Here is a 16917-nt window from a genome sequence, read left to right on the forward strand (position 1 = left end):
GCAACTTGGGTCGCCTGAAAAGCTTAATCCGTCCGGCCGCTCATGTGGTCAGACGGCTTGCCCCCGGGGCACCGAAGGTAGTCAATCGCGGTGCCGGGAATTTGTTCCATTGTTTGCAGCTTTTGCCCCAGGCGTTAACGGCGGAAAAGCCTGCGCTATGTCGTCGCGCTGGTCAGCCCGCCCGGTGCAGTCCGCCTTTGGCTTCGATGAAGCCGACGATGCGGTCGAGCCCTTCGCTCTTTTTGAGATTGGTCATGACAAAGGGACGCGTGCCGCGCATGCGCTTGGCATCTGTCTCCATCTTCTCCAGGGAGGCGCCGACATGGGGCGCAAGGTCGATCTTGTTGATAACCAGAAGGTCGGACCGGGTGATGCCGGGGCCGCCCTTGGAGGGGATCTTGTCGCCGGCCGCCACGTCGATGACGTAGATCGTGAGGTCGGCAAGCTCCGGGGAAAAAGTGGCAGCGAGATTGTCGCCGCCGGACTCGATCAGAACGAGGTCGAGCCCGGGAAATTTCGCGCGCATGTCCGCCACCGCGGCCAGGTTCATCGAAGCATCCTCGCGGATCGCGGTATGAGGGCAGCCGCCGGTCTCGACCCCGGCGATGCGGTCAGGCGTCAGCGAGCCCGAGCGCACCAGGAATTCCGCATCCCATTTGGTGTAGATGTCGTTGGTGATCGCGGCGATGTCGTAGCGATCGCGCATGGTCTTGCAGAGCAGGTCCATCAGCGCGGTCTTGCCCGATCCGACGGGACCGCCGACACCGACACGCAAGGGGCCGTGAGATTTCGACATGTAGCGCGCTCTTTCCTATCGTCGTCCCGGCGAAGGCCGGGACCCATAGCCACCGAAGTCTATTGATGAGGCGGGCTGTGGCCGCATCCCTTCATACCCACGAAGATTAGTGGTTATGGGTCCCGGCCTTCGCCGGGACGACGGAGTGAAGCGCATCGCGCTCATGACCGGAACAGCCGCGTATACTGCGTCTCGTGCCGCAGGCTGGCGAGATCGGCGCGAAACGTTGCGCTGCCGAGATCGTCCAACGACGCAACCAGCGCACGATTTGCGGTCGCGCCGACGGCAGCTTCCAACGTCACCAGAACGCGCTGGCTGTCGGTCTGACCGAGCGGAATGAGCCGGCTTGCCGCCGAGATCCAGTTCGAGACCAGCGCATGCAGGAAGGCGTGCAGCGTCGGGGCCAGCGGCACGCCATGCATCGCGGCGACCACGCCGACGGCGACGGGATAAATCAGCGGCGTGCTGCATACCGCGACCATGGCATCCAGTCCGTCGGCATCCCAGGCCGCCCGCGTGATGTCGATGAAGGCGCGTCCCTGCGAGGTCGTCTCGAGTTGCCGCTCGCGTGACGGCACGAAGGCGGCAGCGAGCTCGGCGATATCGCGCAAGGAGGCCTCCTCGCCCGCATCCGCGGCCCGGTAGGCATGGACCAGAAACGTCGCGTCACAAAAGCCGGAGCCGTCGCCCAGCATCGTATCGAGCCAGTCGGCCAAAGAGGCGGTGTCGACGATGTCGCCCGCCTCGACCGCCCATTCGATGCCGCTCGAGTACGAGAAGCCGCCGACAGGGAACGCCGGCGACAGCCACGTCATCAGCCGGTACAGCGCCGCCGCCTCGCGCTCGGCGAGGCGGCCGGCGCCGGTCGGCTCATTTGTGGTCATGAACATGGCTATCGCCGTGGTGATGGTCGGGGTGGTCGCAATGCTCGTCGTGGTGATGATGATCGTGCCCATGGTCATGCCCGGCATGATCGTGATCGTGGCGGTCATGGCCGTGATCGTGATGGGCGTGGTCGTCGTGGCCGTGCGCGTGACCGGCATCGGCGTAGGCACCGCCTTCGGGATCGAACGGAGCCTCGATCTCGATGACACGGGCGCCGAGCCCCTTCACCATGGCCTCGATGACATGATCGCGGCGGATGCGCAGGCCCTTGGCCATGATCTGGGTCGGCAAATGGCGATTGCCGAGATGCCAGCCGACGCGGATGAGGTGGTGCGGATCGTGGCCGCGGATCTCGAGCAGCGGCTCCGGGGCGGCAACCACTTCGACCAGCCGCCCATCCTCCAGCACCAGCGCATCGCCACCCCGCAGCGCGACGGCGTTTTCCAGGTCGAGCAAAAACTCAAGGCCGCGGGTGCCCGTCATCGCCATGCGGCGGCGGTGCCGATCGTCAAAATCGAGCACGACGGTATCCGCCGGCGCTTCCGCAAAGCGGTGCTGTCCCTTGACCTGTGTCGCCCGGATCATGCTTTTACCCTGTTACCGTGTCTCGACCTTCTCGGGCGTGATGTATTCGATCTTCGGCGGTGCCGTGAAGCATTTCACCGCCACGCGGCCGAACGTCTTCATGTGCTCGGCAGCGCGATGCGGCCCTAGCGCCTCCATGTTTTCCCACTGCTCGACGAACACCATCTTGGCCGGATCAGTGACGCTCTCGTGCAAATCATAGGCGATATTGCCTGGTTCTTTCCGAGTCTCCTTGATGCAGGCGGTGGCGGCTGCAATGAATTCGGCGCGCGTCTCGGGCTTGATGGTCAAAGTGGCAACGACATAGATCACGAGAAATCCTCCCGGCTTTTCTTCTGAGGTAAGATACCGGGCGGGACATTAGACCAGGCGGGATCGAACGCAAAACCGTAAAATCGGCCCCTGGAGCCACGGCCGGGGACATGCGTTGAGGCGCTATTCTCAGTACATGAAATACCGCTGAGCCATCGGCAGCACCTCGGCCGGCGCGCAAGTGAGCAGTTCGCCGTCGGCGCGCACCTCGTAGGTCTCAGGATCGACCTCGATGTTGGGCGTGGCGTCGTTGTGGATCATGCTCTTCTTCGAGATCTTTCCGCGGGTGTTCTGGACCGCATAGAGCTTCTTGTCGATGCCGAGCTTCCGTGCAAGACCGCCGGTGACTGCGGCCTTCGAGGTGAACACCACCGAGGACGCCGTGCGCGCCTTGCCGAAGGCGCCGAACATCGGCTGATAGTGCACCGGCTGCGGCGTCGGAATCGAGGCGTTGGGATCGCCCATGGGCGCGGCGACGATCGAGCCGCCCTTGACGATGCAGTCCGGCTTGACGCCGAAGAAGGCCGGCGACCACAGCACGAGGTCGGCGAGCTTGCCCTTCTCCACCGAGCCGATCAGTTTCGACACGCCATGGGCGATCGCGGGATTGATCGTGTACTTGGCGATGTATCGCTTGACGCGGAAATTGTCGTTGTCCTTGCCCTTGTCCTGCGGCAGCGCCCCGCGCTGCTTCTTCATCTTGTCGGCGGTCTGCCAGGTGCGGATGATGACCTCGCCGAGCCGGCCCATGGCCTGGGAGTCCGAGGACATCATCGAGAGCGCGCCGAGATCGTGCAGAATGTCTTCGGCGGCGATGGTTTCCTTGCGGATGCGACTTTCGGCAAACGCCAGATCCTCCGCGATCGAGGGATCGAGGTGGTGGCACACCATCAGCATGTCCAGATGCTCGTCGATGGTGTTACGCGTGAACGGCCGCGTCGGATTGGTCGAGGATGGCAGCACGTTCTTGAGGCCGGCGACCTTGATGATGTCAGGGGCATGCCCGCCGCCGGCGCCCTCGGTATGGAAGGCGTGGATGGTGCGGCCCTTGAACGCCTTGATGGTATCCTCGACGAAGCCCGATTCGTTCAGCGTGTCGGTGTGGATCATCACCTGGATGTCGTAGTCGTCGGCGACCGACAGGCAGTTGTCGATCGCAGCCGGCGTGGTGCCCCAGTCCTCGTGCAGCTTCAGCGCGCAGGCGCCGGCCTTGATCATCTCGATCAGCGCCGCGGGCCGCGAGGCGTTGCCCTTGCCGGAAATGCCGAGATTGACCGGGAAGGCATCGAACGACTGGATCATCCGCCCCATGTGCCACGGCCCGGGCGTGCAGGTCGTGGCAAAGGTGCCGTGCGACGGACCGGTGCCGCCGCCCAGCATAGAGGTGACGCCCGACATCAGCGCGTGCTCGATTTGCTGCGGGCAGATGAAATGAATGTGGCTGTCGAAGCCGCCGGCGGTGAGGATCTTGCCTTCGCCCGCGATCACATCGGTACCGGGGCCGATAATGATGGTGACGCCCGGCTGGATGTCGGGATTGCCGGCCTTGCCGATCCCGGCGATCATGCCATCCTTGATGGCGACGTCGGCCTTCACGATGCCCCAGTGATCCACGATGAGGGCATTGGTGATGACGGTATCTGCCGCGCCCTGCCGGTTGGTGACCTGCGACTGCCCCATGCCGTCGCGGATCACCTTGCCGCCGCCGAACTTCACCTCCTCGCCGTAAGTGGTGAAATCCTTCTCGACCTCGATGATGAGGTCGGTGTCGGCAAGCCGCACCTTGTCGCCGGTGGTGGGGCCGAACATGTCGGCATAGACGGAACGTTTGATCTTGACGGACATCACAAGCCCCGTTTGCGGTTGAATGTTGGATTGGTGCTCACAGCGAAGCCCTTGCTGTGAGCACCGTGGTATCGAATGTCGTGTCGAGCCATGGGTTGCCGCCGCGGCAACCGGCGACGACCTGCTCGGCCCAATCGGCATAATCGGCGAGATCGTCGCGCTCCTCGGCGGTCGGATCGGAATGAATGCGCGCGCCGATATTGCTGATCTTGTCGGCGATCTTGATCAGCTTTGCCCCGGTCGACTTCTTTGGCGCATCGATCACCTGCCGGCGCCGGCGCTCTGGCTTCGGCAGGCTCACATCGTCCGTGCACTCGGCGACGAGCGACGCGACACGCTCGGAGAATTTCTGCGCGAGCTCTTCGCGCGTGGTGTCGGTGTCTTCGATCGAATCGTGCAACCAGCCGGCCGCGACCAGCTCGGCATCGGTACCATCGGTCGCGGTTGCGAGCAGGTTCGCCACCTCGGCGAGATGGTTGATGTAGGGCTCCTTGCCGCGCCCCTTGCGCGACATGCCGTTGTGACGGTGCGCGGCGAGTTCGGCAGCTTCAGAGATGAGGCGGACGGGTGAGAGCATCGCAAAGACCTCCGTTTTCGTCTCAACCGTGCCGTGCCGCGCTCGTTCCTGTGGAGATCACAGCTTCCCCATCACGTCGCCGCGAAAGCCGTAGATGGTCTTCTTGCCGGCCACGGCGACGAGCTGGACGTCGCGGGTCTGGCCGGGTTCGAAGCGGACGGCGGTGCCGGCGGCGATATCGAGGCGCATGCCGCGGGATTTTTTGCGGTCGAACTTCAGGGCTGGGTTGGTCTCGAAGAAATGGTAGTGCGAGCCGACCTGGATCGGTCGGTCGCCGGTGTTGGCGACCGTCAGCGTCACGGTCTTGCGGCCGGCATTGAGCTCGATCTCGCCGTCCTGGATGAAGAGTTCGCCGGGAATCATGTTTTGCTCCTACCTGATCGGCTCGTGCACGGTGACGAGCTTGGTCCCGTCCGGAAACGTTGCTTCGACCTGGATGTCGTGGATCATTTCGGGAATGCCCGGCATCACCTGGTCGCGGGTGAGCACCTGCGCGCCGGCCTGCATCAGTTCGGCGACGGTGCGGCCGTCGCGCGCACCTTCGAGAATGAAATCGGAGATGATCGCGATCGCCTCGGGATGGTTGAGCTTCACGCCGCGATCGAGCCTGCGGCGCGCTACGATCGCCGCCATCGAGATCAGAAGCTTGTCCTTTTCGCGGGGAGACAGGTTCATGCGAAATCTCTTCCGTTCAACACATCAATTCAGCCAGCCGTCAATTCAGCCAGAGCCGCGGCAGGACCGCGCCGCTGCGCGCCAGCACGGCCATCATGTCGGCTCGCAACGCGGCTGCATCTTGGGCACAGAACCGCGCCATTGCAAATCCATTCCAGGCGGATATCCCGACCTCGCCGGCAAAGGATTCCGAGGCCTCGCGGATTCGTTCGACCAGCGCCTCGTCGCCGGGAACGATCAGCGTCGTGCCGATCGCCGCGCCGCCCTTGGCCACCGCCGATCGTGCGAGCTTTGCGCCGATATTGCCGTCGAGCCGGACGGTCTCGGCGAAGACGAGCTTACCGCCACGGCGCAACCGCCAGCGATCGACGAACTCGCCCTGCTCCATCCGCTCGCCCATGGCGGTGCGCCCGAACACCACGATCTCGCACAGCAGGAGCGAGGCGGCCGCGTCGAGGTCGATGTCGAAGCGGCGTCGTACGCGGGCCCGGTCGAACAGAATCGTCTCCTGCGGCAGCCAGGACAGATGCGCGCCGGCGCCGACCTTCAATGCGATACTGAGCTGCGCCGCCGGGCCCGGCGCGCGATAGACCTTTTCCGCAGCCGCCGTGGTCAGGGTCAGGCGCGCTGCGTCGGCCGCTGCGATCTCTACGTCGAAGCGATCACCACCGGCGACGCCCCCGGCCGTGTTGACGAACATGCCGGACAGTCCTTCATCTTCCGGCGAGGGAAAGCGCACGCGCAGCGAGCCCGATTCATGCACGACGCCGCGTCGCGTTATGCCGTGGCGCGCGTGCACGTCGAACCGCACCGCGCCGCGGGCACGATTCGCCTCGAATACCGAAGTCTCGAAGTCAGATAAATTGGCTGATAGTTCGCTGCGCATCCGCCTCCCCAGCCGGTCGCGGCAGGATGTCTGGCCTACGGTTTCCTGGCTTACAGCGCCATTTGGCGACTGATCTCGCCCGCGTCGAGATTGGTGCGGTCGCAGGTGAATTTCACCGCGCCACGATCCATCACCGCGAAACTGTCGCCGAGTTCGCAGGCAAAGTCGAGATATTGTTCGACCAGCACGATGGCGATGCTGCCGAGGTTGCGCAAGTAGGAGATCGCGCGGCCGATATCCTTGATGATCGAGGGCTGGATGCCCTCGGTCGGCTCGTCGAGCAGGAGCAGCTTCGGCCGCATCACCAGTGCGCGCCCGATCGCGAGCTGCTGCTGCTGGCCGCCGGAGAGGTCGCCGCCGCGTCGGCCGAGCATGGATTGCAGCACCGGGAATAGCGAGAACACATCGTCGGGGATATGCTTGTCCTGGCGCTTGAGCGGACCGAAGCCGGTCTTGAGGTTCTCCTCGACCGTCAGCAGTGGAAAAATCTCGCGGCCCTGCGGCACGAAACCGATGCCCTTGCGGGCCCGCTCATAGGGCTTGAGCGAGGTGATGTCGTCACCGTCGAACACGATCGCGCCCGACGAGACCGGATACTGACCGACCATGGCGCGCAAGAGTGAGGTCTTGCCCACCCCGTTGCGTCCGAGCACGCACGTGACCTTGCCGGGCTCGGCCGCGATCGAGACGCCGCGCAGCGCCTGTGCCGCGCCGTAGAACAGGTTGATGTCCTTGACCTCAAGCATCGCTCAGCGCCCCAAATATACTTCGATGACCCGCTCGTTCGACGAGACCTGATCGATGGTGCCCTCGGCGAGCACGGAGCCTTCGTGCAGGCAGGTGACCTTGACGCCGAGCTCGCGCACGAACGTCATGTCGTGCTCCACGACCATCACGGTGTGGGTCTTGTTGATTTCCTTGAGCAGCTCGGCGGTGAGATGGGTCTCAACGTCAGTCATGCCGGCGACGGGCTCGTCGACCAGAAGAAGCTTCGGATCCTGCGCCAGCAGCATGCCGATCTCGAGCCATTGCTTCTGGCCGTGGCTGAGGCTGCCGGCGAGGCGGCCTCGCGCCTCGGTAAGACGGATCGTCTCCAGAACCTTGTCAATGCGCTCCGATTCCGCCTTGCTGCCGCGCCAGAACAGCGTGCCCTTGACGCTATGATCGACATTGAGCGCGAGCAGCAGATTGTCCTGCACGGTCTGGCTCTCGAACACGGTCGGCTTCTGGAATTTGCGGCCGATGCCAAGCTCGGCGATGCGGGTCTCGTCCAGCCGCGTCAGGTCGGTGACGCCGTCGAACAACACCGTGCCCTCGTCGGGCTTGGTCTTGCCGGTGATGATGTCCATCATCGTAGTCTTGCCGGCGCCGTTGGGGCCGATGATGGCGCGCATCTCGCCGGGCTCGAGCGTCAGCGAGAGGTTGTTGATGGCGTGGAAGCCGTCGAACGAGACGTGCACGCCGTCGAGATAGAGCATCGCGGAGGTCGCGCGGGTGTCCATGACGTTCATTGCGCCTACTCCGCCATCTTCGGTTCGGTGACGCCGTCCTCGGCTGCGGCGCTCCTGGCGGCCTCGGCCGGGCGTCTTTCACTCGACGATTCCCGCCAGGCGTTGAAGGTGCCGACGATTCCCTTGGGCAGCAGCAGCGTCACCAGGATGAACATGGCACCCAGCATGAACAGCCAGTACGGCGCGAGCATGCCGGAGGTGAAGAACGTCTTGGCGTAGTTGACGACGACGGCGCCCAGCGCGGCGCCGACCAGCGTGCCGCGGCCGCCGACCGCGACCCAGATCACCGCCTCGATCGAATTGCCCGGCGCGAATTCGGATGGATTGATGATGCCGACCTGCGGCACGTAGAGCGCGCCGGCGACGCCGGCCATGCAGGCCGACACCGTGAACACGAACAGCTTGTAGGATTCGACGCGGTAACCGAGGAAGCGCGTGCGCGATTCCGCGTCACGCACCGCGATCAGCACCTTGCCGAGCTTGGAGGAGACGATCGCGCGGCAGATCAGGAAGGCGGCGATCAGCGCCAGGCAGCTGAGTGCGAACAGCGCGGCGCGGGTGCCCTCCGCCTGGACATTGAAGCCCAGAATGTCCTTGAAATCGGTCAGGCCGTTGTTGCCGCCGAAGCCGAAATCGTTGCGGAAGAACGCGAGCAACAACGCATAGGTCATCGCCTGGGTGATGATCGACAAATAGACGCCGGTGACGCGTGAGCGGAAGGCGAGCCAGCCGAAGCAGAACGCGAGCAGGCCCGGCACGACCAGCACCATCAGCGCCGCGAACCAAAACATGTCGAAGCCGTACCAGTACCAGGGCAGCTTCGAGTAGTTCAGGAACACCATGAAGTCGGGCAGGACCGGATTGCCGTAGACGCCGCGGGTGCCGATCTGCCGCATCAGGTACATGCCCATCGCGTAGCCGCCGAGCGCGAAGAAGGCGCCGTGGCCGAGCGAAAGGATGCCGCAATAGCCCCAGATCAGGTCGATCGAGAGCGCGAGGATGGCGTAGCAGACGTATTTGCCCCAGAGCGCGACGAGATAGGTCGGCACTTGCAGGAACGAGCCGGCAGGCAGCAGCAGGTTGGAAAGCGGGATCAACACCCCCAACGCGGCCACGACCAGCAGAAAGATGGTTGCGCTGCGGTCCAACGATCGCGTCAGCATATGCGGCGTCATGCTTCCACCGCCCGCCCCTTGAGCGCGAACAGGCCGCGCGGGCGCTTTTGAATGAACAGGATGATCAGAACCAGGATGGCGATCTTGCCGAGCACGGCGCCGGCGACCGGCTCCAGGAACTTGTTGGCGATGCCGAGCGTGAAGGCGCCGACCAGCGTGCCCCAGAGATTGCCGACGCCGCCGAACACCACGACCATGAAACTGTCGATGATGTAGCTCTGGCCGAGATTGGGGCTGACATTGTCGATCTGCGACAGCGCCACGCCGGCGATGCCGGCAATGCCGGAGCCGAGGCCAAAAGTCAGGGCGTCGACGCGCGAGGTGGCGATGCCCATCGAGGCCGCCATGCGGCGGTTCTGCGTCACCGCGCGCATCTCGAGGCCAAGCGCGGTATAGCGCAGCATCGCGAGCAGGATCGCGAACACCGCGAGCGTGAAGCAGAGGATCCAGAGCCGGTTATAGGTGATGGTGATCTGGCCGAGCTCGAAGGCGCCGCTCATCCAGGAGGGATTGCCGACCTCGCGGTTGGTCGGACCAAACATGGTGCGCACGGCCTGTTGCAACACCAGCGACAGGCCCCAGGTCGCAAGCAGCGTCTCCAGCGGACGGCCATAGAGAAAACGGATGATGCTGCGCTCGATCACGACGCCGAGGGCGCCGGCGACGAGGAAGGCGAGCGGCACGGCGATCAGCAGCGAATAGTCGAACAGGCCGGGATAACGGGTGCGGATCACCTCCTGCACCACGAAGGTGGTGTAGGCCCCGATCATCACCATCTCGCCATGCGCCATGTTGATGACGCCCATCACGCCGAAGGTGATGGCAAGGCCGATCGCCGCGAGCAGCAGCACGGAGCCGAGCGAGAGGCCGTACCAGGCATTCTGCACCATGGACCAGACCGCCAGCGAGCTCTGGATCGAGCCGATTGCGCTCGCGGCGGCTTTCGTCACCGAGGCGGGCTGATCGCTGCCGATGCCGGTGAGCAGAGCGAGCGCTTCCTGGTCGCCGCGCGCCTTGATGGTGGCGACCGCCTCGAGCTTCTGCACTTCGGTGGCGTCGGACTTGTACAGCAGGATGGCGGCACGCGCGTCGCCCAGCGTGGCCTTGACAGATCTGTTGGTTTCCTTGGCGAGCGCGCCTTCGACCGCGTCGAGCGCGGTCTCCTCATGCGACTTGAAGACCGATTGTGCGGCCTGCAGGCGCATTCCGAGGTCCGGCGACATCAGCGTCAGACCACCGATCGCGGCGTCGACGCTGCGGCGCAGACGATTGTTGAGACGGACCGCGCTCGCACTGTCGGGAACGCTGGCCACCGGCTGGCCAGTCGCGGCATCGATCGACTTGCCGTCGGCGCCGGTGACGTAAACCTTCTTGCTGTCCGGATCGGCCATCAGGCGGCCGTCCTGGAGCGCACTGATAATGGGGTAGGCCAACGGATTGCCGCTGCTCGCGACCGCGCCGATCGCCTCTTCCGTGTCGGAGAAATCGTCGTTGGCGAATTTGGAAACCGCATCCTCGAACGGACCGGCGAAGGCCGGCAGCGCGAACACGATCAGGAACAACGAAAGCGCAAGCGAACAGAGACGGGCGGACAAATTGGCTGGCACTGTGAATGACCCCGGCAGAAATATGTGGAGAAGGCGGCGGGATCGCCGCCTTCTCCGGTGGTGCAGTTGGCCGTCAGGCTTCGATCGGGAGTTCTTGGATCGGGAGCCCCTGGATCAGGAGCCCTTCGATCGGGAGTCCTTGGATCAAGAACCCGAACCGAGGCACTTGTTGGTTTTGGTGTTGAAGTTGCCGCACTTCTTGCCGACCCAGTCGCCGATCAGATCCTTGGAGCCGTCGAGCTCCTTCGACCAGGCGTCGCCAGCAACGAGGCCAGGCGTCTTCCAGACCACGTCGAACTGACCGTTCGCCTTGATCTCGCCGATGAACACCGGCTTGGTGATGTGGTGATTCGGAAGCATCTTGGAGGTGCCGCCGGTCAGGTTCTTGGCTTCGATGCCCGGGAGAGCGTCGATGACCTTGTCGGGATCGGTCGACTTCACCTTCTCGACCGCCTTGACCCACATGTCGAAGCCGATCACGTGCGCTTCCATCGGATCGTTGGTCACGCGCTTCGGATTCTTGGTGTAGGTCTGCCACGCCTTGATGAACTTCTCGTTCTCCGGCGACTTGATCGACTGGAAGTAGTTCCAGGCGGCGAGATGGCCAAGCAGCGGCTTGGTGTCGATGCCGGCGAGTTCTTCCTCACCCACGGAGAACGCGACGACCGGGATGTCCTTGGCCTTGATGCCCTGGTTGCCGAGCTCCTTGTAGAAGGGAACGTTGGCGTCGCCGTTGATGGTCGAGACCACCGCGGTCTTCTTGCCGGCCGAGCCGAACTTCTTGATGTCGGCCACGATCGTCTGCCAGTCGGAGTGACCGAACGGGGTGTAGTTGATCATGATGTCTTCCTGGGCGACACCCTTCGACTTCAGATAGGCTTCCAGGATCTTGTTGGTGGTGCGCGGATAGACGTAGTCGGTGCCCGCGAGCACCCAGCGCTTCACCTTCTCTTCCTTCATCAGGTAGTCGACGGCCGGGATCGCCTGCTGGTTCGGCGCGGCACCCGTGTAGAACACGTTGCGCTCGCTTTCCTCACCCTCGTACTGCACGGGGTAGAACAGGATGCTGTTCAGCTCCTTGAACACCGGCAGCACGGACTTGCGCGACACCGAGGTCCAGCAGCCGAACACGACCGCGACCTTGTCCTTGGTGATCAGCTCGCGCGCCTTTTCGGCGAACAGCGGCCAGTTCGAGGCAGGGTCGACGACGACGGCCTCGAGCTTCTTGCCGTTCACGCCGCCCTTCTTGTTCTGTTCGTCGATCAGGAAGAGGATGGTGTCCTTCAGCGTGGTTTCACTGATGGCCATGGTGCCGGAGAGAGAATGGAGGACACCGACCTTGATGGTGTCGTCGGCGGCCTTCGCGCCGGTCAATGAAGCCAGACCGAGCATCAGTCCGGCGGTCGCGGCGAGCACGCCGCGGCGGCTAAATGACGCCGCTATATCGTGAGTGGATTTGGTAAGCATGATTGTATCATCTCCCTGACGCAGACGTGAAAAAGACGCTGCGAAACGGCCCCACGGCCGCCTGCGATTAACGGAATCGCAAGAACCATGCCATGGGCTGAATGCCAATCAAGCCATTGATGTAATTTGATTATTTGTTCGAAATCAAAGTTTCGCCGCACTCCACTTGCTCAGAAATTGGGCGAATAAAATGTATGCTAATGTGGCAAACAGTCTATTTTCTGGGCAGAATTGCGCTTCTGTCTAAATTTCCGGCATAGCTATTTCCGCACCGCAATCGCCATTCGGTGCTGGCCCGCCTTGAAAACGCCCCCTGGATGTTCCATATGGTGCGGGAGACCTCTTGCGAATCAAGCGGTCGTTGCGAGCCGCGTGTTCTTAGGCCCTTACGGGCGTTTGGCTTGCCCCATCCCATCAAGCCCATCCGACACCCCAAACACGCAGGTGTCCTCTCGACACCCTCTTGCGCGTGCCCCGCAGACTGCGCCGGGCGCCCGCTTTTGACATGGAAAGAACCCACCTTTTGACTTCGTTTCAGGATTTCGGCCTCGCCGAACCCATTTCGCGTGCTCTCACCGAAGAGAAGTACGTTACGCCCACCCCCATCCAGGCCCAGACCATCCCGCTGGCATTGACCGGCCGGGACGTGGTCGGTATCGCCCAGACCGGAACCGGCAAGACCGCGTCCTTCGCGCTGCCGATCCTGCACCGCCTGCTCGAGAATCGCATCAAGCCGCAGCCCAAGACCTGCCGGGTGCTGGTGCTCTCGCCGACGCGCGAACTGTCCGGCCAGATCCTCGACAGCTTCAACGCCTATGGCCGGCACGTTCGCCTTGCCTCGACGCTCGCAATCGGCGGCGTGCCGATGGGGCGCCAGGTCCGCGCGCTCATGCCGGGCGTCGACGTGCTGGTCGCGACCCCCGGCCGCCTGCTCGATCTCGTGCAGAGCAACGGACTTAAGCTTTCGAGCGTCGAATTCCTGGTGCTCGACGAAGCCGACCGCATGCTCGACATGGGCTTCATCAACGACATCCGCAAAATCGTCGCCAAGCTGCCGATCAAGCGGCAAACGCTGTTCTTCTCGGCCACAATGCCCAAGGACATCGCCGAACTCGCGGACGCGATGCTGCGTGACCCCGCCCGCGTTGCGGTCACCCCGGTGTCCTCGACGGCCGAGCGGATCAACCAGCGCATCATCCAGGTCGACTTCTCGGCCAAGCCCGCCGTCCTGACCAAGCTCCTGAAGGACGAGCCGATCAACCGCGCACTGGTCTTCACCCGTACCAAGCACGGCGCCGATAAGGTGGTGAAGACGCTCGAGAGGGCCGGCATCGCCGCCAGCGCCATCCATGGCAACAAGTCGCAGAACCATCGCGAGCGGACGCTGGCGCAGTTCCGCTCCGGCGAGATCCGCACCCTGGTCGCCACCGACATCGCCGCCCGCGGCATCGACGTCGATGGCATTACCCACGTCATCAATTTCGACATACCGAACGTGCCCGAGACCTATGTTCACCGCATCGGCCGCACGGCGCGCGCTGGCGCCGAGGGCACCGCGATCTCGCTGGTCGCAGGCGGTGAGGAACTCGGTTATCTCCGCGATATCGAGCGGCTGATCCGCGTGGCGCTGCCGCGGGAGGATCACCGCACGGACGCAGGGCGCAACGATGCGGGCCCAGCCCCCTCACAGCAGCGGCAGGGACGCCCGGGCCGCCCGGGCCAGCGTCCCCAAGGCGCAAGGCATGGTGAGGGACGCAACGGCGAGGGCCGACGCGCCGACGAAAGACGCAGCGACGGACGGCATAGCGCCGGCAAGCAGGGCGACGGAAGGCCCGGCGAAGGTCGGCACGGTGAAGGCCGGCATGTTGACGGACGGCCCGGCGGCGGCCAGAACACCGCCAAGGGATCTCGCCGCCGCCAGTCCGGTGGAAAGATGCACTCATCGTCAACCGACCGACCGGAACAGCGTTCGGCGCATAGCGCAGGCAAGCCTGATGGGATACAAGGCGTGGCCTTTTTGCGCCGCGAGAGTCGGCCGATGGGCCAACCGACCCGCAAACCATATTCGAATTAGCCGACCATCGACCTGGAGTAATTCATGGCTAAGGAAGAGCTGATCCAGTTCGAAGGACTGGTCACTGAAATCCTCCCCGACGCGCGCTACCGTGTGCAGCTCGACGCTGGGCACGAGATCGTCGCCTACACCGCCGGCAAGATGAAGAAGAACCGCATCAAGACGCTGGCGGGTGACCGCGTAACGGTGGAGATGTCGCCCTACGACCTCGAGAAGGGCCGGCTGATTTTCCGTCACAAGGACGAACGTCCCTCCACGGCCGGTGGACCGCCGCGGCGCGGGGCGGGCGGCCAGTTCCGCCGACGCTAAGCGATCGATCCGACGCAAGCGCGGAACTAAAATGCTGACCTGCATGCTGATCCGCCGCGCAAACCGCGGCGGATCAAAAAATCGTGCGCGCAGGATTGTTTTGGCGCCTTGATTCCAATAAAATCAACTTATCGATTTTCGGCCGGACGACATTGGCATCCACCGGTACAGCCGGTTCAGACACGCTGACGACCCTTCCAAAAATTCGATCTAACCTGCCTGCGCGAGCAGGCTCTTACATTGTGTTATCTGAGAAGGAACTACCCCCGTGAGCATGGGAACCGTGAAGTGGTTTAACGCGACCAAGGGCTTTGGCTTCATTCAGCCCGACGACGGCGGCCAGGACGTGTTCGTACACATCAGCGCCGTCGAGCGCGCAGGCCTCGGCACGCTGCGCGAAGGCCAGAAGATCTCGTACGAGATCGTGGCCGATCGCCGGTCCGGCAAGTCGGCCGCCGACAATCTTCGCTCCGCCGGCTGAGCCAGCCCCGGCCTTCGAGCCGGATCGGATCGAGCGAACAAGCCAAAGGAAAAGGCCGTGCGCAATGCACGGCCTTTTTCATGTCGGAACGAGCGGCCGCGCTCTTGCTAGTTTAGTTCGTCTTGCTAGTTCGTCTTGCTAGTTGGTCTTGCTAGTTGGTCTTGCTAGTTGGTCTTGGCGGCTGTGCCGCCGTTGCTGGCGTTGCTGCTCAACGTACCGGCCTGGTTCATCGTGTTGTTGAAATACGCATCGCTATCGCCGAGCGTCACGCGGCGCTGGCAGATCGGCATACAGCTATAGGACTCGCGCTCGATCCCGCGATAGACGGTGACGAGCCGGTCGCTCGGACCTTCGACCTGGATCTGGCGATCGACCAGAATCTCACCGCCGCGGTCCAGCGCGACGAAATTGGTCGCGCCATAGCCCTTCCCGGTCACGACGATCATGCCGCCGGGCTGGAGCGTGACGTCAGCGATCAGGGGATTGCCGACCACAATGGTCGCCACCTTGCCGGGCAGCCGCACCAGCTTGGCCTGGTCGACATTGACGGCGATGGCTTCGGCGGTGGACTCGGCTTGGCCCGCGGCTGGCGACGCCAGCACTGCGGCCGCAACCAGAAGGCAAACGCGCGCACGGCGGCGCAGCAACTCTTTACGCATACACTTACTCCCGGGACGTCACAAACCGGCAGAAACGATTCGGAAAGCGGAGCCGGCGCCCGACACGGCTAGCCTGCCCTCAATTCGTGAACGTTCCGCAAATTCGCCGACTATTGTTTGAACGGACTGGCGTTTTGCGGCCTCAAGGCCCCGAATCCGGTCCTAGCGGCGGAATGGATAGGCGAGCTGGCCCGCAATCTCCTTCGGCATGGTCGCTTCGTCCTTGCCGTAATCCTGCGGCAATTCACCCGCCGGCATGCGGAAGGTGCCGAACATCATGTCCCAGATCGGAAACGTTCCGGCGAAATTGGTGTCGCCGCCCACTTCGAGCGACGTGTGATGCCACCGGTGGAACACCGGCGTCGCCAGCAAATATTTGAACGGCCCGAAGGTCCAGTTCAGGTTGGCGTGCACGAAGGCCGAGTGGAAGGTGGTGAACGGGCCGACCCAGATCATGACGTTCGGGGAAATGCCGGCCATCAGCAACACGACGTCGACACCGATCGTGCCAAGCATGAGATTGACGGGATGGAAGCGGGCCGCCGAAATCCAGCCCAGTTCCTCCGAGGAGTGATGGATCGCGTGGTACTTCCAGAACCCGCCGCCGTGAAACAGCCGGTGCAGCCAGTACAGCATGAAATCGGCCAGGACCACAAACAGCACGCCCTGCACCCAGAGCGGCAGTTGCGACAGCGGCCCGTGACCATTGTCGTAGAAGGCGATGAGATCGTCGGCGTCGTGGATATTGAAGACGACGCCTGCGCCGACGATCAAGAGCCCGATCCGCATGGTGCGGGCGAACACCGGAACGAAGAACCAATAGCAGATGTCGGTGATGATTTCCCGCTTCCGCCACCACGGCGCGCCAGGATTGCAGGCCCAGAAATGCTCGAGCACCGTGAAGACCACCGCCAGCCCGAAGGTGATGGGGATCACTTTCTCGATGGTCTCGCCGAGCATCAGGGCGACCTGCATGGGTAGGCTCGACATCGTCGCCTCTCTTCCGAATTCCTGGTCTCCTCTAGGCCTACTCCGCTAGATTTAAGGGAGGGTGAAGTTCGCCGCGCACCTGC

The 16917-nt window shown here is 63.5% G+C and carries 19 protein-coding genes; 3 read left to right on the forward strand and 16 right to left on the reverse strand.

The window, feature by feature from the left end; translation table 11 throughout:
• Positions 1 to 172 precede the first annotated feature (172 nt).
• From ureG to urtA, 14 genes are all read right to left on the reverse strand, one after another.
• On the reverse strand, positions 173 to 796 hold the full coding sequence (gene ureG / locus GWG65_RS11550) for an urease accessory protein UreG (protein ID WP_275195699.1): 624 nt from the start codon (positions 794 to 796) through the stop codon (positions 173 to 175).
• A 161-nt stretch (positions 797 to 957) separates the two neighbouring features.
• Complete coding sequence (locus GWG65_RS11555) at positions 958 to 1686, reverse strand: urease accessory protein UreF (RefSeq protein WP_275195748.1); 729 nt, start codon at positions 1684 to 1686, stop codon at positions 958 to 960.
• Positions 1667 to 2266, reverse strand: coding sequence for an urease accessory protein UreE (gene ureE / locus GWG65_RS11560; protein ID WP_275195700.1), 600 nt, complete (start codon positions 2264 to 2266; stop codon positions 1667 to 1669). Before ureE ends, GWG65_RS11555 begins: the two co-directional genes overlap by 20 nt.
• A gap of 12 nt (positions 2267 to 2278) precedes the next feature.
• Complete coding sequence (locus GWG65_RS11565) at positions 2279 to 2578, reverse strand: putative quinol monooxygenase (RefSeq protein WP_035998129.1); 300 nt, start codon at positions 2576 to 2578, stop codon at positions 2279 to 2281.
• A 129-nt stretch (positions 2579 to 2707) separates the two neighbouring features.
• Positions 2708 to 4423 (reverse strand): urease subunit alpha, encoded by a 1716-nt coding sequence (ureC, locus tag GWG65_RS11570; protein ID WP_275195701.1) that lies wholly within the window; start codon positions 4421 to 4423, stop codon positions 2708 to 2710.
• A gap of 37 nt (positions 4424 to 4460) precedes the next feature.
• Positions 4461 to 5000: an HD domain-containing protein gene (locus GWG65_RS11575; protein ID WP_275195702.1), complete on the reverse strand. Its 540-nt coding sequence runs from the start codon at positions 4998 to 5000 to the stop codon at positions 4461 to 4463.
• 57 nt (positions 5001 to 5057) lie between these two features.
• Complete coding sequence (locus GWG65_RS11580; protein WP_247388141.1) at positions 5058 to 5363, reverse strand: urease subunit beta; 306 nt, start codon at positions 5361 to 5363, stop codon at positions 5058 to 5060.
• Between the two features lie 9 nt (positions 5364 to 5372).
• Positions 5373 to 5675, reverse strand: coding sequence for an urease subunit gamma (locus GWG65_RS11585; protein WP_195802235.1), 303 nt, complete (start codon positions 5673 to 5675; stop codon positions 5373 to 5375).
• Positions 5676 to 5715: 40 nt separating this feature from the next.
• Positions 5716 to 6561: an urease accessory protein UreD gene (locus GWG65_RS11590; protein WP_275195703.1), complete on the reverse strand. Its 846-nt coding sequence runs from the start codon at positions 6559 to 6561 to the stop codon at positions 5716 to 5718.
• A 50-nt stretch (positions 6562 to 6611) separates the two neighbouring features.
• Positions 6612 to 7307: an urea ABC transporter ATP-binding subunit UrtE gene (gene urtE, locus GWG65_RS11595; RefSeq protein ID WP_275195704.1), complete on the reverse strand. Its 696-nt coding sequence runs from the start codon at positions 7305 to 7307 to the stop codon at positions 6612 to 6614.
• A 3-nt stretch (positions 7308 to 7310) separates the two neighbouring features.
• The gene (urtD, locus tag GWG65_RS11600) at positions 7311 to 8072 is read right to left on the reverse strand and encodes an urea ABC transporter ATP-binding protein UrtD (protein ID WP_275195705.1); all 762 of its coding nucleotides are present in this window, start codon (positions 8070 to 8072) and stop codon (positions 7311 to 7313) included.
• A gap of 5 nt (positions 8073 to 8077) precedes the next feature.
• Complete coding sequence (gene urtC, locus GWG65_RS11605; RefSeq protein WP_275195706.1) at positions 8078 to 9247, reverse strand: urea ABC transporter permease subunit UrtC; 1170 nt, start codon at positions 9245 to 9247, stop codon at positions 8078 to 8080.
• Positions 9244 to 10854, reverse strand: a complete 1611-nt coding sequence (gene urtB / locus GWG65_RS11610) for an urea ABC transporter permease subunit UrtB (RefSeq protein ID WP_275195707.1) — start codon at positions 10852 to 10854, stop codon at positions 9244 to 9246. The genes urtC and urtB overlap by 4 nt, the downstream gene beginning before the upstream one ends.
• A 144-nt stretch (positions 10855 to 10998) precedes the next feature.
• A complete protein-coding gene (urtA, locus tag GWG65_RS11615) occupies positions 10999 to 12321 on the reverse strand; it encodes an urea ABC transporter substrate-binding protein (protein ID WP_275195708.1) in 1323 nt (440 codons plus the stop codon).
• Between the two features lie 505 nt (positions 12322 to 12826).
• On the opposite strand from urtA, the gene GWG65_RS11620 reads away from it, so the two are divergent.
• The 3 genes from GWG65_RS11620 to GWG65_RS11630 all read left to right on the forward strand — a co-directional run bounded on the left by GWG65_RS11620 (position 12827) and on the right by GWG65_RS11630 (position 15185).
• Positions 12827 to 14395, forward strand: coding sequence for a DEAD/DEAH box helicase (locus GWG65_RS11620; protein ID WP_275195709.1), 1569 nt, complete (start codon positions 12827 to 12829; stop codon positions 14393 to 14395).
• A 24-nt stretch (positions 14396 to 14419) separates the two neighbouring features.
• The gene (gene infA / locus GWG65_RS11625) at positions 14420 to 14704 is read left to right on the forward strand and encodes a translation initiation factor IF-1 (protein ID WP_275195710.1); all 285 of its coding nucleotides are present in this window, start codon (positions 14420 to 14422) and stop codon (positions 14702 to 14704) included.
• A 268-nt stretch (positions 14705 to 14972) separates the two neighbouring features.
• Complete coding sequence (locus GWG65_RS11630; protein WP_007599788.1) at positions 14973 to 15185, forward strand: cold-shock protein; 213 nt, start codon at positions 14973 to 14975, stop codon at positions 15183 to 15185.
• Between the two features lie 164 nt (positions 15186 to 15349).
• On the opposite strand, the gene GWG65_RS11635 is transcribed toward GWG65_RS11630, so the two are convergent.
• The gene (locus tag GWG65_RS11635) at positions 15350 to 15844 is read right to left on the reverse strand and encodes a pilus assembly protein N-terminal domain-containing protein (protein WP_275195711.1); all 495 of its coding nucleotides are present in this window, start codon (positions 15842 to 15844) and stop codon (positions 15350 to 15352) included.
• A gap of 162 nt (positions 15845 to 16006) precedes the next feature.
• Complete coding sequence (locus GWG65_RS11640) at positions 16007 to 16834, reverse strand: sterol desaturase family protein (RefSeq protein ID WP_275195712.1); 828 nt, start codon at positions 16832 to 16834, stop codon at positions 16007 to 16009.
• Positions 16835 to 16917 lie beyond the last annotated feature (83 nt).

This window comes from Bradyrhizobium sp. CSA207, assembly GCF_029051685.1.
Classification (GTDB): domain Bacteria; phylum Pseudomonadota; class Alphaproteobacteria; order Rhizobiales; family Xanthobacteraceae; genus Bradyrhizobium.